Raw genomic sequence first — 13,841 nt, forward strand, 5'->3', positions numbered from 1 at the left:
CATCTTATTTAATCGGTTGTTTATTTGGTAATCCAGGTTTTCTGGGATATTTTTTAGGGGTTTCTTTTTTCTTTTGAATCACGACAATGTGGCGTTCGTCTGCCGTAATCGGCAAAGTAAAACCAACTTCTTTTTGAAATTGACCGCCTAATGTAGCGATTGCAGGTTTTGCTTCATTAATTTCTTCTTCACTTTTCGATGCTTTTAAGGCTAAAAAATAGCCTTCTTTTTTAACTAAGGGTAAACACAGTTCACTTAAAACATTTAATCGTGCAACTGCTCGCGCTGTAACGTAATCAAACGCGCCACGAAATTCTGCTTTTTGACCAAATGTTTCTGCACGATCATGATACAAAGAAACATTAGCCAAACCTAGTTGATTCACCAACTCTGTTAGGAAAGTAATTCGTTTATTTAAAGAGTCAACAATTGTGACATTTAATGAAGGAAAAACAATTTTCAAAGGAATACTTGGAAATCCTGCGCCTGCGCCAACATCACAAATGGCTTTATCGCTGGCAAAGTCTTCAAAGAATGCCAACGAAACAGAATCATAGAAATGTTTCAAATAAACTTCTTTTTCTTCTGTAATGGCTGTTAAATTCATTTTTTCATTCCATTCTACTAATAAATGGAAATATTGGTCAAATTGTGTCATCTGTTGGTCTGTCAATTCAATGCCTTTTGCGGCTAATAGTTGTCTAAATTCTTCGGGTAGCATAAAGACTCCTTCCTTTTTTGTGAAACAGAAAAATGTTTCACAATCATCTTTTCCTACTTTAACGCAAATAGCAATTTCTTGCAATGCTTTTCGGAAGATTTTTGCCTGAATGATAAAAGAAAAACCCGCCTTTTTATGTAGTAAAAAGTCTCTAGCCACGGGCCAAAATGTTCAATTGGCGGCAACGAAAACCGCCTTTCTCTAAGAGTAAAACAAGCCAATGTTTCATGTGAAACATTGGCTTGTTTTACTTACTATAATCATCGCACTTTATTTGTCGTTCTCTGCGGTAGTCGTATTCTTGGATACGGGGACTTAACCAACCTTTTTTGGCTGTTTTTCGTAATTGATGATCAAATCTCCCTGGTGGTGAACTATCTAGTAATTCATGGGTACGATTATTCCGATTCGCATAATTAAACGATTCACCATTCAAGACTTTTTCCTGGTATTCACTGTTTTTGGCCGCTTGATAATAGGCTGGATTACTAATTAATCTGCCTCGCCAGTCCTCAACTAACACATCCCACTGGGTTACAAAGGTCCCTTCTTCATTCAAAATAAACTCACTGTGAAAATTAGGCGTCAATCGTTTCTTATTAATTAAAGAATAAGATGCCCCCTCAGGGTATTTGTTGTGCAAACGAGCAGAGCTTTTTTTCAGCTTCCGCCCGCCCATCCCTTGCGGCTTGGCCGCAAAAACATAGCGTTTTAATGCCTGTTCATCGGTGTCCCCTTCTTGTTTAAAAAAATCGCGGATATACGTGATATTTTGACGATCAATATACATTCTTAATTGATGTATCTTTTTCGCTTTCTCTTGATTAAAGCTCCCAAGAAGACCTAACGGATAGGCTTTTTGAACTGTTTTTGCCAACAAATCCCAAAACGTCGCATGCGGTGCAACCGTCTTCGAGAAACGATAAGGTCCTACTAATTGCAACATGCCATGCTGATCCAACACTGCACCTAATTGCCATAACAGTAACGAGAGCTTTTCTTGCGGACGATAAGCCGAAAAGCGAAATAATCGCTCATACGCTGAAGAGCCCACTTCTTCCACTTCAGAAAACAGTTCCGCGACTGCTATTTTCGCTTGCTCAAGTGGCAAGAAACGCGTGTCTTTTATGGCACTTTCCACTAATCCATAAACAGCTTGGCGGTCCCAGCCAGCGTCAATCGCCGCCTCTACACCAGCACTCATTGCTTGTTGTAATTCTTGCCAACGTCCCATCTTCTCGCCGCCTTTTTCTATATACTTCTTCTATAATGATAATCCTTTCCCCGCAAAATGCCAACTGCTTTAAAGCAAAAAAACAACCCGCCCTTTGGGGAAGGGCGGGCGGAGGAGTTAAAAAATGAAAAAGTGTTTTGTTAGGGTTTTGTTTATCGGGTATGTTTAAATAATAGCCGTTAAATGTGAAGAAACTATGGTAAAAATGCGCCTTCTTTTCAACAAAATTTTGAAAAAGTCTCTTCAGAAATTAAGATTTTTTTGCGAAGTTGCCCACTGGCTACCCCCATTCAACATATTATATATTTAATATCCATAAAATCATAAAAGAAATATACACAATTATGAATATTTATTCAACGGTTAATAAAACAACCAAAAAAGCGAGTGATTTACACTCGCTTTTTCAACTAAATTAAATGATTTTCTCTTAAAATATCACCAATATACGTATCCTCAAATTTCTTCACAAAGTGTTCAACCATTTTGCGTTCTACGAACGGCATATCCATTTCTGTTAATTTTTTCTTGTCAGATAAATAATAAACAGAGTTTGCTAAGACGCGCAAGTCGTATGCAGAAGCAAACACTTCTGGTACTCCGCGTTCAACCTCTAGCAATTGATAAACAGCTTCCATCGCTGTCCGTACAGAATACTCTGTTGTAAACACCGTATCTCGTTCAGTATCTGCGAAGTTCCCAATGAAAGCAAGATTTTTAGAGCCGTTTGGTACAACTAATGGTCGATCGCCTGGTTCTCTTAACATAAAGTAAGAAGTGATAAACGGCATATAAACCGGAATAGTGGTAGCCGATTCTTCTGAAATACGTTCAATTTCCCCTTCTGGGACCCCTAAATGATAAAGTAACTCTTGCGTAATTTCTTGGCCTGTACATTGTTCGATTGGTTTTTTGATATAATTTCCTGGTTTATTAGAAAGTAATCCATATGCCCAAGTTATAGATTGTTGATCATTTTGTTCTTTAAAATGCGGTTGTCTATGCATAGCGAAACTCATCATCCAATTAGAGTCTTTGATAGTAATAATACCACCTGTGACAATTTTTCCTGTCCGTAATTTACGATGTGTTAACCGAGAAAGATACGGTTCAATATCGAAATTTTCCCACGTAATCGTTGCTGAGACAAACCAACTTTCATCTGGTAAATTTTCACAGAAAACTTCTGGGTGTCCAAATTCTGGGGATTGTTTTGCTAAGTTTTTCCAGAGATTCCAACTTCCCCCTAGTTCATGAGTAATTGGTGCTGGTGTATGATGATCTCCTTGCGTCGAACTTTCAGTAATTGAGCCATTCGTTACGAAGACTAAATCATTTTCAGTTAAAGGAATTTCTTTGGTTTTGCCCGCTTGTGTCAACAATAATCGCCGAGCAACTTTAGTAGCTCCTTTGATGTCGACTTGGATATCATTGATCGTTGTTTCATATTGAAAGTCTACCCCTTGATTGGTTAAAAAGCTTAATAATGGTTTCACTAACGATTCGTATTGATTGTATTTGGTAAACTTCAAGGCTGTAAAGTCAGGCAAACCTTTGATGTGGTGGATAAAGCGCATGATGTAACGGCGCATTTCAATGGCAGAGTGCCATTTTTCAAAAGCAAACATTGAACACCAATAGATCCAAAAGTTGGATTCAAAAAATTCTTCGCCGAAAACATCTTCAATTTTTTTGCCAATTAATTGATCTTCAGAAGTCATAAATAAATCAACGATTTCTTTTTGTGCTTTTTTGGATAAAGTAAATTGTCCATCATCTGGGACACGTTCGCCACGGTTATGAATAATGCGGCAATTTGAAGAATTCGGATCATCTAAATCTAAACGGTAAAACTCATCTAGGACAGAGGCATCTTCTACTTCTAATGATGGTACCGAACGAAATAGATCCCACAAACACTCGAAATGGTTTTCCATTTCGCGTCCGCCGCGAGTGACAAAGCCATCATGGGGAATAAATTTACCATCTAAAGAACCGCCAGACAGCGTGAGTTCTTCAAAAATGTGAATATTTTCGCCCTTCATTTGACCGTCACGAATTAAGAAAACAGCCGTTGCTAAACCTGCTAGGCCACCACCAACAATATAGGCACTCTTGTCATCTACACCTTTTGGTTTTCTTGGTCGAGCAAATGCTTCATAATTTCCATTTGTGTATCTCATTCTCGTTTCCTCCTATCATTTGATACCCTCATCATACTGCTACCAAAAAAAATACCCAAAAGATAACCCTTTTTTTTAAGAAATTCTTTGACAAATAAAGAAAATTGTCTAATTTTTAAGCAAGTGAATAATCGTAGATGTTTCATGTGAAACAAAAAAAGAACGAGAAGAAAAATGGCCGCTTTTTCTTCTCGTTCTTTTTATGCTAATTCGTTTACCGTTTCTACTCCAAAAACAGCAACCCAATCTTCCTGAAAATCAGTTACTGCTTTTTGAATGGCGGGCATTGCCAAGCCTTGTGTCACGAGTTCTGGTGCGATAGTGACCGCTTGCGCCCCCATTTGACAGGCTTGATTAATTTGTGCCACGTTTTTAAAACTAGCAGCTAAGATCTTACTCTTTGCGTTCGTCCGTTTAATTTCTGCAGCTAAATGCTCAATAACCTTTTGAGAATCAATTGTTAAATTCTCCATCCTATTATAATACGGCGCTAAATAATCTGCACCTGCCGCAATCGCTAGGTAGCCTTGAAATTCTGTATAAATAGCGGTTGCTGTTATCCGATAATTTGCCTGCTTAAGTTGTTTGATGGCTGCCAAGCCTGCTTCATTAACTGGGATTTTAATGAATGTTTCTTGGCCTAATTGTTGTACAATGGTTTGGGCATCTTCTAGCATCTCTTCTGTCGTTTGACCGACCACTTGGACGTGCAAACTCGCTTGTCCAATCGTATTTTTGATTTCTTTCATCTGCGCAAAGAAGTCAATTTTTCCTGCTTGCTTAACAATACTAGGATTAGACGTTACGCCTGCCAGTGGTAAAATTTTCTGATACTTTCGAATAGCCTCAAGGTTAATTGTATCTAGCATAAATTCCATCTTTTACGTTCCTCCCTTAAACGATAATTATAGAATAGTGATTGTTGTACCAACAGTTATTTCAGGAATAGCTTTTTCTTCAACATATAATGTACCTGGTAATTCAGGTGTTGTTGCGCCATCAAATTTAATAGTAATGTGACCCAATGTGTCTAAATTAGTTAATACTACCTCGCCTACAGCGGTAATCTGGTAAGTTTGTTCATCAATCACTAACGTTTGCTTGTCCGTAATCGCTTCTGTGACTGGCTGAACCTCAATGTTATAACAATAATCTGCTAAAGCATCTGGTGCATCTTTTCCAAATAAGATGACCATTTTTTCTTCTTTAAATAATTCGGCTTCTGGTCCAATAGACTGAACCTTTGTTGTAAATACTGACATTTCCCATCCTCCAAAAAAATTTTTTAACTATACAATCCAAAACTTGCTAACCAAGCAACTAGTACTCGAGGGGCACCATTTAAGAAACGAGAATATAAAACAGAAGGGACCCCGACTTCAACGGTTTCAGCTTCAGCTTCTTCCAAGCCTAAACCCACGGGAATAAAGTCGCACGCGTTTTGTGTATTAATAGCAAACAATGCTGGTAAAGCTAGTTGTGGCGGAATGTTGCCTTTCCCAATTTCCACACCAATTAACGTACCAATTACTTGGCTGATTACTGCTCCAGGACCTAATAAAGGAGAAAGAAACGGCAGAGAACAAATAAAACCAATAATTGTTAACCCCACAATGTTTCCTGCCAATGGCGCCATGATATTGGCAAAAAATTCACCAATTCCTGAACCTTGAATCACACCAATTAATAAAGAAACAAATGCCATAAACGGAATCACTGTGTTGATCATCGTTTGTACGCCTTCACGGGCTGATTGGTTGAACGTCGCTACAACTTTTCCTGCACCCATACCAATTTTCGCAACAAAACTTTGTTGTTCCGCTTTTTGTTCAGTAATTTTTTTACTTGTATCATATTTAAATTCTGTTTTTTTCGAGGTGGGCTTTTCTGCATCAGCAGCAGCTTCTTCTGATGTCAATGTAATCTGTTTCGGGCCTACAGCGGAAACATAAATTGTCTCATTAATGTATTGTGCTAAGGGACCACTTTTGCCAGTTGGAACAACGTTAATAGTAGGAATTCCTTTTTTAGGATAAATCCCGCAACGAAGAGTGCCTCCACAATCAATAATGGCTAATGCGATTTCATCATCTGGAATCGATGTCTTAAAACCATTGACCGCTTCCATTCCTGTCAATTCTACGATTTTATCAACAATTGCGGGTTTCTCGCCGCCACCTGTAATGTAAATAAATTTATGTTTTTCTTCTGTCGGTGTAATCACTAAGGGCCCACCATAACCGCCATTTCCTTTAACTACCTTAATACTATTGTACGTCATCGCACCTTGCTCCTTTCTAATCCACAGCAATCTCTACTGTTTTACTAAGGGTAATTCCTTGTTGTTTGCAAACATAGGCGGTAGTGAAATCGGTAACCCAACCGCCAATAAAATTCATTAATATCCCTACAAACATATAGCGAATCGCTAGGTCCATCGAATTTAGTCCTAACGTATCAATCCCTTGCGCAATCCCTAACCAAACGAACAATTCACCAGGATTAATATGAGGAAAAACTCCATTACTGGTATGACAAAATTGCGCTTGTGCAGCATAATAGCTAGGTTTATAGTATTCTGGTAAAAATCGAGCCATCGTAAAGGACATTGGATTGCCTAACATAAAAGCGGATAAAAAAGGCAGCACTAAATATCGCGTAACAGGATTTTTAGCAGAAAGTTTGGCTACTTTGGTTACTCTTTCTTCTCCTAGAAAAGCAATTAAAGTATTCATAGCTACCATTAACATCAAAACAACAGGTACGATGCCTGTCATCCAAGAAATAAATGTTTCTGCTCCTGTTTGGAAAAGGTGCATAAATCCTTCCGCAAATTTTGTAATATAAGACATTACTCGACACTTCCTTTCAATTTTGTTTGTACTTTATTTTTCCATAATTGCCATTGAATTTTGGCTCCATTAAGCGGCGTTAATGGTTGTGTTTCTTGATAATTGCCAAGCTCAACACGTAAGTAAATCTCTCGTGCATTTTCCATCGCTTGTTGGGTTAATTTATTTTCCTTTTGTACGAGTGGATGGTAATGATCCATATAATGAATATCCTCGTTCACGTACTGAGGTAAGGGATGAAATTTAGCTAGAACAGTGACACCTTGCATCTTTCTAGCGGCTAAGATTTTCCCTTGCGAATCCACAGCAAATAAGATAATCGTGCCAGCTTTTAACTTCCCTGCACGTCGACCAATCGCGACTTTCCCTAATTGTCGCAATTCTTGGTAGTTTTGATTAAAGTGTTTAATCTGTTTCATTCCCATAGCTATCTGAACGAAGTAAGCTGTTAAAAAAAGCGCTCCGAATACGTAGATAAAGCTCATATGATAATCCCCTTCCTTTGCATCCACTCTTTAACTGCTAAAACATCTCGTTGCTTCCGTAACTCATTACGTAAACGTTCGTCTCCTGCGATTGTAAACAAGCGGTCATATAGTTGTAGTAACTCTGCTTCAACAGTGGCCGTCAGCTCTTCTGGAATACCCAACAGCAAAATAACATCAACTTTACCTTCTGGTGTAACCAGTGATTCTTCAAAAACCCCAATCGATAAAATAATCGTTGGTAAGGCTTGATTAATTGTATGGGGAAAGGCAATCCCCGATTCAAAAATAGTTGTTTGTTGATCTTCTCTAGTAAAAATTCGTTCGATAAATTGGGAATCTACTAATTTTTCTGCTTCTAAATCAGCAATCATTTTCTGGATATTCGCTCGGTAACCTTGAGTATTCTCTAATAATTGATAGGTCATATGAATATTTTGAGATTCCACGGAACGAATTTCTTTTGCTCTCTGCCACTCATTTCTGAGCCAAGTATCGTTAAATAAATTAGTTAAATGGATCATCGGTGTTTGTGGTCGAATATTTTTTAAGGGAATGGTTGTAAAAATAGCAAAATATTGATTCAATTCTCTTCTCTCTGCCTCTTCTTCAGAAAAATGGGCAATCTGGACGTCTGGACCCAAAACTTTTTCCAATTGCCGCTGAATGATCAAGGCCGTTCCATGACCTGTACTGCAGATTACAGCGATTTCTTTTTTGGCTCCCGCTTCATAGTTCCCTCTCAATGCTAGCTCAAAATACAAAGCGAGATACCCAAATTCAACCGTCGGCACACAACGATTTAACAAACGGCCCAATTCTTGCAAGCCAATCTTGGCTAATTCATAGGCCAAAGGATATTGTCGTTCAATTTCTCCGTAAAATAAATCGTGACACTCCACATGAAAAACGAGTCGATTCATCACGTTTCTTAAATGATCTTTCATTTCTGAAAACAAGAAGTCCTCATCAAATTCAACAACAACTGAATGATGAATTTTTTTCATCATTTTTTGAAAATAGTCAGCTAAGAGTCCTTCATCAGCCAATAAAGAATTACGAATATGGTTTGTGTTGATGTTAAAAGGAAAGCTGATAAAGGAACGTTCCCATTGGCTTAACGTTACATTATAGGTTATTTCCAAGTGATACATCAGTTCTTCAATCTGCTCGTTATGACGAACATAATCAACATATTCTGGTGGTAGTTCCGTAATGAGTTTTCCAGCTAAAACACGCTGCAAAACAATTGAAACCACTCTTCGTAAAAGAAAACTATCTTGTTTTGCTAGTCTTGTTTCTTTGATTATTTTTTGTATCATTTGTTTGGTAGTTTCATGAAGAAACTGTTCTTCAAAATATTCTTGGACGTAATTCACATGAAGTAAGCGTAAATCAAACTCTTTTCCTTCTAAATGAATGCCACGGTTTGGCGTACCTACAACCGCAACCTGCCAAGGAGCAATCAGCTCTTTCATGCGCTTAATGTCTTTATTAACTGTGCCGCGACTAACGGCGAGTTCTTCGGATAAATCATAAGTTGAAATAAATTGATCTTCTTCTATTAATCGTTTGATAATGTAGGAAACACGCTTGCTTGAAGAATTAAAATCAGATTCCCTTTTTAGCCGTCCAGACAAAACCTCTTCAAAACCTTCAAAGTTATTGATTTCTAACTGAAAGAGATTTTCCTTCTGAATAATTTGGGCGATACCGATTAATTCATCATTCAATGTATCAATGTTTTTACGAACTGTTTGAGGACTTGCGGCTAATTTTTCTTGCAATTCCTGTAAGCTCATTCCTTTGTGATCAACTAGTAATTTTATTACTTGGTACCATCTATTTACTAGCGTCATTTAGTTTTCCCACCTCTATCCTCTTGTTTTACCTCCAGCTACGTTTGTGGTGATGCCTGTAATATAGCTTGAACGGTCTGATAAATAATAGCATACTAAGTCAGCGACTTCATGGAGTTTTCCGCTACGACCTAATGGAATCGTACTTGTTTTTGAATAACCTGCTCGCAATTGCTCCACAGAAATGTTTCGTGTATAAGCCAATGCTTCTTCGTATGCTAAAGTGCGCAAGCCCGTTTCTTCCATAATGCCTGGCGCAATCCCCACGACACGGACGTTTGATTTTCCTAACTCTTTAGCCCATGAACGTGTATAACTGCTGACCGCTGCTTTCGTTGCAGCGTAGGCGCTTTGCCCTTCGGAGCCTTCTAATCCAGCTTCTGAAGACATATTAATAATGACACCTGCTTGTTTTTGTACAAGAATCCGGCCCACTGCTTGGCTCATTAGGTAGAGCCCTTTTTGATTGATGGCTACAATTTTGTCGAATACCTCATCCGATAATTCATAAGGCCCATGAGGATGATTTTTATCCACCAATAGACGAGGAATATTGATTCCGGCATTATTTACTAGGCCATCTACGGTTCCAAATTTTTCCACCACTTGAGCGACACCCGCTTCTACTTCTGCTCGAGAAGTTACATCGACTTTCACAAAGAGTAAATGCTCATGTTGCGTTTCTGATGCTGAAATATCAAAATTAGCGACATAGACCTCTTGTGCTAACAAGCTTTCAACAATGCTGCGACCAATACCAGATGAGCCTCCTGTAACAATCACTACTTTTCCTTTAATTCCTAACCAATCTGTCATTTGTTCCACTCCTATCATTTGTTTGCGCTTTCAGTATAGGTCAGTTTGTGAAATTATTTAAGACAGTCTTTTTTTGCAGTTTAGAAAAAAAAGTAGACTAATTCAAAACAAAAAAGCAGTTGCTTCTTCACAATCAATCATCCGTGAAGAAGCAACTGCTTCAAATTTTTATTATCCTTGCACTTTCGCGATTTTTCCTTGTTCGATGTAGACCATCAAAATGCTAATGTCAGCGGGATTCACACCGCTGATACGGCTTGCTTGGGCAATCGTTTCTGGTTGGATTTTTTGTAGTTTTTGTTTTGCTTCTGTAGCCAAGCCGTTAATCGCTTGGTAATCGATGTTTTCTGGAATGCGTTTTGCTTCCATGCGTTTTAGTTTCTCAACCTTTTCCATGGCTTTTTTAATGTAGCCTTCGTACTTGATTTGAATTTCTACTTGTTCAATCACTTTTGGATCGAGCGCCTCTTCAGGTGCGGGAATAAATTGAGCGACTTCTTGATAACTGATTTCTGGACGTTTCAGAAAATCTCTAGCTAAAATACCATCTTTTAAGTCAGCAGCGCCTTTGGTTTCCAAAAATGCTTGCACTTCTTTGGTTGGTTTAATCCGATGTTTGCCTAAGCGGGCAATTTCCGCTTCAACAGCCGCTTTTTTGACTAGATAGGCGGCATATTGTTCTTCTTTGACTAAGCCAATTTCATGACCCATTTCTGTTAAACGTAAGTCCGCATTGTCATGTCGTAAAATCAAACGATACTCCGCACGTGACGTTAATAAGCGATAAGGTTCGTTAGTGCCTTTTGTAACTAAATCGTCAATCATGACGCCAATATAGCCATCACTACGTTTTAAAACAAGAGGCTCTTTGCCTTGAATTTTCAATGCAGCATTAATTCCTGCCATCAAGCCTTGACCAGCAGCTTCTTCGTAGCCACTAGTTCCGTTCGTTTGACCTGCTGTATAAAGATTCTCAATGACCTTTGTTTCTAATGTTGGGCGTAATTGGTGAGGGACTACCACATCGTATTCAATGGCGTAACCTGTACGCATCATTTCTACTTTTTCTAATCCTTCAATAGAATGAAGCATTTCTGTTTGGACATCTTCTGGTAAAGAAGTAGATAAGCCTTGGACGTAAACTTCTTCGGTATTCAACCCTTCTGGTTCCAAGAACAATTGGTGTCTTGGTTTGTCTGCAAAACGAACAATTTTGTCCTCGATGGATGGGCAATACCGAGCGCCCACACCTTCCACAATCCCAGTAAACATTGGGGCGCGATGTAGATTTTTTTGAATAATTTCATGCGTTGTTTCATTCGTATAAGTTAACCAACAAGGTTCTTGGTTTTGATTGTAGGCACTATCTGGCGTGCTGTAACTAAAGTGGTTGGGTTCTTTATCGCCTGGTTGTTCCTCTGTCACAGAATAATCAATCGTACTTGATTTTACTCGTGGCGGCGTTCCTGTTTTAAAGCGATCGATTTCTAAACCTAATTCTTTTAAATGATTGGCTAAACCAACGGAAGGTTGCGAATTGTTTGGTCCTGAAGAATATTTTAATTCACCAATAATAATTTCGCCACGCAAGGCAGTACCGGCAGTAATCACCACTGCTTGACTACGGTATGCGGCACCTGTTGAAGTTACAACACCACGACAAACGCCATCTTCCACGATTAATTCTTCAACAATCCCTTGACGAAGGGTTAAATTTTCTTCTTTTTCAATGGTATGTTTCATTTCTGTCGCATAGGCATGTTTGTCAGCTTGCGCGCGCAACGCACGCACTGCTGGACCTTTACCAGTATTTAGCATCCGCATTTGGATGTAGGTTTTATCAATGTTTTTACCCATTTCGCCGCCTAATGCATCAATTTCTCGGACAACGACTCCTTTGGCAGGTCCACCAACAGAAGGGTTACATGGCATAAAAGCAACCATATCTAAATTAATCGTTAAAAGTAACGTTTTAACGCCCATTCGTGCGGCTGCTAAGGCTGCTTCAGAGCCAGCATGTCCAGCACCGACGACAATAACATCATATGATTCTGCTTGATATTGATTCATAAAAAATTCCTCTCTTGTCTTATTTTCCTAAACAAAATTGACTAAATAACTGTGTAATTAATTCATCTTGGACACTATCGCCGACGATTTCCCCTAAATAATCCCAACAACGGGTCATATCAATTTGAACTAAATCGACTGGCATACCTGCTTCGATGCCGTTAATCACTTCTTGTAACGAAAGCGCTGCTTGATCCAGCAAAGCAATATGACGTGTATTAGAAATATAGGTAGCATCTTTTTCGCCTGTTTGGCCGCCAAAGAAAAGATCAGCAATTTTCGCTTCTAACTGGTCTAAGCCTGTGTTTGACAACACCGAAACGGATAAAATTTCTTCTGCAGGGACTAATTCTTGTAATTCGTTAGGATCCAGTTTTGTCGGTAAGTCCATTTTATTTAAAAGAATAACGCGTTTTAAGCCTTTCGTTGCTTCCAACAGTTGACGATCTTCCTCTGTCAATTCTTCGCTTTGATTTAAGACTAACAAAATTAAATCCGAATCTGCTAACGCTTTGCGGCTACGTTCGACACCAATTCGTTCCACAATGTCTTCTGTTTCGCGAATCCCCGCTGTATCAATTAATTTTAAAGGAACGCCGCGAACGTTAACGTATTCTTCAATGACATCACGTGTCGTTCCAGCAATATCTGTAACGATGGCTTTTTCTTCTCGTAACAGATGGTTTAACAAACTGGATTTCCCGACATTTGGTCGGCCAATAATTGCTGTACTTAGACCTTCTCGCAAAATTTTTCCTTGTTTAGCGGTCGTTAATAATTGTTGAATCTGCGCTTTCACAAATTCGGCTTTTTCTAAAAGTAATTTCGTGGTTAATTCTTCGACATCATCATACTCTGGATAATCAATATTAACTTCTACTTGTGCTAAAGTATTTAAAATTTCTTGTCTTAATGAACGAATTAACGCCGACAAGTTACCATCCAATTGGTTCAATGCAACATTCATCGCTTTATCTGTTTTAGCACGGATTAAGTCCATCACTGCTTCTGCTTGTGAAAGATCCATTCGGCCATTTAGAAAAGCACGTTTTGTAAATTCCCCAGGTTCGGCCATTCGTGCGCCTTCACGTAACAGTAATTGCAATAATTGGTTCACCACGACAATGCCGCCATGACAGTTAATTTCTACCACGTCTTCTCGAGTAAATGTTTTCGGTGCCCGCATCACAGAAAGCATGACTTCATCAATCAATTGATCGTTTTGCGGATCAACAATATGACCATAATGAATCGTGTGCGTGGGGACTTTAGCTAAATCTTTAGTGCCTGACCGATAAACTTTGTTTGCAATAGCAACTGCTTGCTCGCCACTTAAACGAACAATACTAATCGCACCTTCACCTGGCGGCGTAGAAATCGCCGCAATTGTATCAAATTCCATTGTAGCTGATTGCATAATTAGCTTCCTTTCTTCATAACAACAAAAAAAGCGCCCACTCCTCCTGCATTAAAAAATTCAGGTTGGATTTAGCACTTTCACTGCTTGTTCCTTCGATTTTCTGAAAATAGAATAGCACATTTTATTCTATTTGGCAATTTTTCTTCATTAAATGGAACGAGAAAACGTATCATTGAGTGGGGAATTCTCAACAATACGTTT

At 38.7% G+C, this 13,841-nt stretch carries 12 protein-coding genes; all 12 read right to left on the reverse strand.

What is annotated here, in order from left to right:
- Positions 1 to 4: 4 nt before the first annotated feature.
- The 12 genes from rsmG to mnmE all read right to left on the reverse strand — a co-directional run bounded on the left by rsmG (position 5) and on the right by mnmE (position 13,637).
- On the reverse strand, positions 5 to 721 hold the full coding sequence (gene rsmG / locus IGJ24_RS13180) for a 16S rRNA (guanine(527)-N(7))-methyltransferase RsmG (RefSeq protein ID WP_002355977.1): 717 nt from the start codon (positions 719 to 721) through the stop codon (positions 5 to 7).
- Positions 722 to 968: 247 nt separating this feature from the next.
- On the reverse strand, positions 969 to 1,955 hold the full coding sequence (locus tag IGJ24_RS13185) for a DUF3114 domain-containing protein (RefSeq protein ID WP_010819661.1): 987 nt from the start codon (positions 1,953 to 1,955) through the stop codon (positions 969 to 971).
- A 410-nt stretch (positions 1,956 to 2,365) separates the two neighbouring features.
- Positions 2,366 to 4,138 carry an oleate hydratase gene (locus IGJ24_RS13190; protein ID WP_129194051.1) on the reverse strand — a complete coding sequence of 591 codons (1,773 nt, stop codon included), beginning with the start codon at positions 4,136 to 4,138 and terminating at the stop codon, positions 2,366 to 2,368.
- A 200-nt stretch (positions 4,139 to 4,338) separates the two neighbouring features.
- Positions 4,339 to 5,016: a fructose-6-phosphate aldolase gene (locus IGJ24_RS13195; RefSeq protein WP_289865841.1), complete on the reverse strand. Its 678-nt coding sequence runs from the start codon at positions 5,014 to 5,016 to the stop codon at positions 4,339 to 4,341.
- A gap of 27 nt (positions 5,017 to 5,043) precedes the next feature.
- On the reverse strand, positions 5,044 to 5,400 hold the full coding sequence (locus IGJ24_RS13200; protein ID WP_002355981.1) for a PTS glucitol/sorbitol transporter subunit IIA: 357 nt from the start codon (positions 5,398 to 5,400) through the stop codon (positions 5,044 to 5,046).
- A gap of 23 nt (positions 5,401 to 5,423) precedes the next feature.
- Positions 5,424 to 6,419, reverse strand: coding sequence for a PTS glucitol/sorbitol transporter subunit IIB (srlE, locus tag IGJ24_RS13205; RefSeq protein ID WP_129194052.1), 996 nt, complete (start codon positions 6,417 to 6,419; stop codon positions 5,424 to 5,426).
- 16 nt (positions 6,420 to 6,435) lie between these two features.
- The gene (srlA, locus tag IGJ24_RS13210; RefSeq protein WP_002355983.1) at positions 6,436 to 6,990 is read right to left on the reverse strand and encodes a PTS glucitol/sorbitol transporter subunit IIC; all 555 of its coding nucleotides are present in this window, start codon (positions 6,988 to 6,990) and stop codon (positions 6,436 to 6,438) included.
- Positions 6,990 to 7,475 (reverse strand): transcriptional regulator GutM, encoded by a 486-nt coding sequence (locus IGJ24_RS13215; RefSeq protein WP_002355985.1) that lies wholly within the window; start codon positions 7,473 to 7,475, stop codon positions 6,990 to 6,992. Before IGJ24_RS13215 ends, srlA begins: the two co-directional genes overlap by 1 nt.
- Entirely contained in the window at positions 7,472 to 9,334 is a 1,863-nt protein-coding gene (locus tag IGJ24_RS13220; protein WP_016615254.1) for a BglG family transcription antiterminator, read from the reverse strand. Before IGJ24_RS13220 ends, IGJ24_RS13215 begins: the two co-directional genes overlap by 4 nt.
- 15 nt (positions 9,335 to 9,349) lie before the next feature.
- Positions 9,350 to 10,150, reverse strand: a complete 801-nt coding sequence (locus IGJ24_RS13225) for an SDR family oxidoreductase (RefSeq protein ID WP_002355987.1) — start codon at positions 10,148 to 10,150, stop codon at positions 9,350 to 9,352.
- Positions 10,151 to 10,321: 171 nt separating this feature from the next.
- Positions 10,322 to 12,220: a tRNA uridine-5-carboxymethylaminomethyl(34) synthesis enzyme MnmG gene (gene mnmG / locus IGJ24_RS13230; protein WP_289865842.1), complete on the reverse strand. Its 1,899-nt coding sequence runs from the start codon at positions 12,218 to 12,220 to the stop codon at positions 10,322 to 10,324.
- Positions 12,221 to 12,239: 19 nt separating this feature from the next.
- The gene (mnmE, locus tag IGJ24_RS13235) at positions 12,240 to 13,637 is read right to left on the reverse strand and encodes a tRNA uridine-5-carboxymethylaminomethyl(34) synthesis GTPase MnmE (protein ID WP_002355989.1); all 1,398 of its coding nucleotides are present in this window, start codon (positions 13,635 to 13,637) and stop codon (positions 12,240 to 12,242) included.
- Between the last annotated feature and the right edge of the window lie 204 nt (positions 13,638 to 13,841).

Source organism: Enterococcus sp. DIV0546, from assembly GCF_051712785.1.
Lineage (GTDB): Bacteria > Bacillota > Bacilli > Lactobacillales > Enterococcaceae > Enterococcus > Enterococcus faecalis.

Bases quoted from the DNA above. Each gene is read 5' to 3' on its own strand.
- IGJ24_RS13190 (WP_129194051.1), bottom strand. From the start codon at position 4,138: ATGAGATACACAAATGGAAATTATGAAGCATTTGCTCGACCAAGAAAA.
- IGJ24_RS13185 (WP_010819661.1), bottom strand. From the start codon at position 1,955: ATGGGACGTTGGCAAGAATTACAACAAGCAATGAGTGCTGGTGTAGAG.
- srlE (WP_129194052.1), bottom strand. From the start codon at position 6,419: ATGACGTACAATAGTATTAAGGTAGTTAAAGGAAATGGCGGTTATGGT.
- IGJ24_RS13195 (WP_289865841.1), bottom strand. From the start codon at position 5,016: ATGGAATTTATGCTAGATACAATTAACCTTGAGGCTATTCGAAAGTAT.
- rsmG (WP_002355977.1), bottom strand. From the start codon at position 721: ATGCTACCCGAAGAATTTAGACAACTATTAGCCGCAAAAGGCATTGAA.
- srlA (WP_002355983.1), bottom strand. From the start codon at position 6,990: ATGTCTTATATTACAAAATTTGCGGAAGGATTTATGCACCTTTTCCAA.
- IGJ24_RS13220 (WP_016615254.1), bottom strand. From the start codon at position 9,334: ATGACGCTAGTAAATAGATGGTACCAAGTAATAAAATTACTAGTTGAT.
- IGJ24_RS13200 (WP_002355981.1), bottom strand. From the start codon at position 5,400: ATGTCAGTATTTACAACAAAGGTTCAGTCTATTGGACCAGAAGCCGAA.
- IGJ24_RS13215 (WP_002355985.1), bottom strand. From the start codon at position 7,475: ATGAGCTTTATCTACGTATTCGGAGCGCTTTTTTTAACAGCTTACTTC.
- IGJ24_RS13225 (WP_002355987.1), bottom strand. From the start codon at position 10,150: ATGACAGATTGGTTAGGAATTAAAGGAAAAGTAGTGATTGTTACAGGA.
- mnmE (WP_002355989.1), bottom strand. From the start codon at position 13,637: ATGCAATCAGCTACAATGGAATTTGATACAATTGCGGCGATTTCTACG.
- mnmG (WP_289865842.1), bottom strand. From the start codon at position 12,220: ATGAATCAATATCAAGCAGAATCATATGATGTTATTGTCGTCGGTGCT.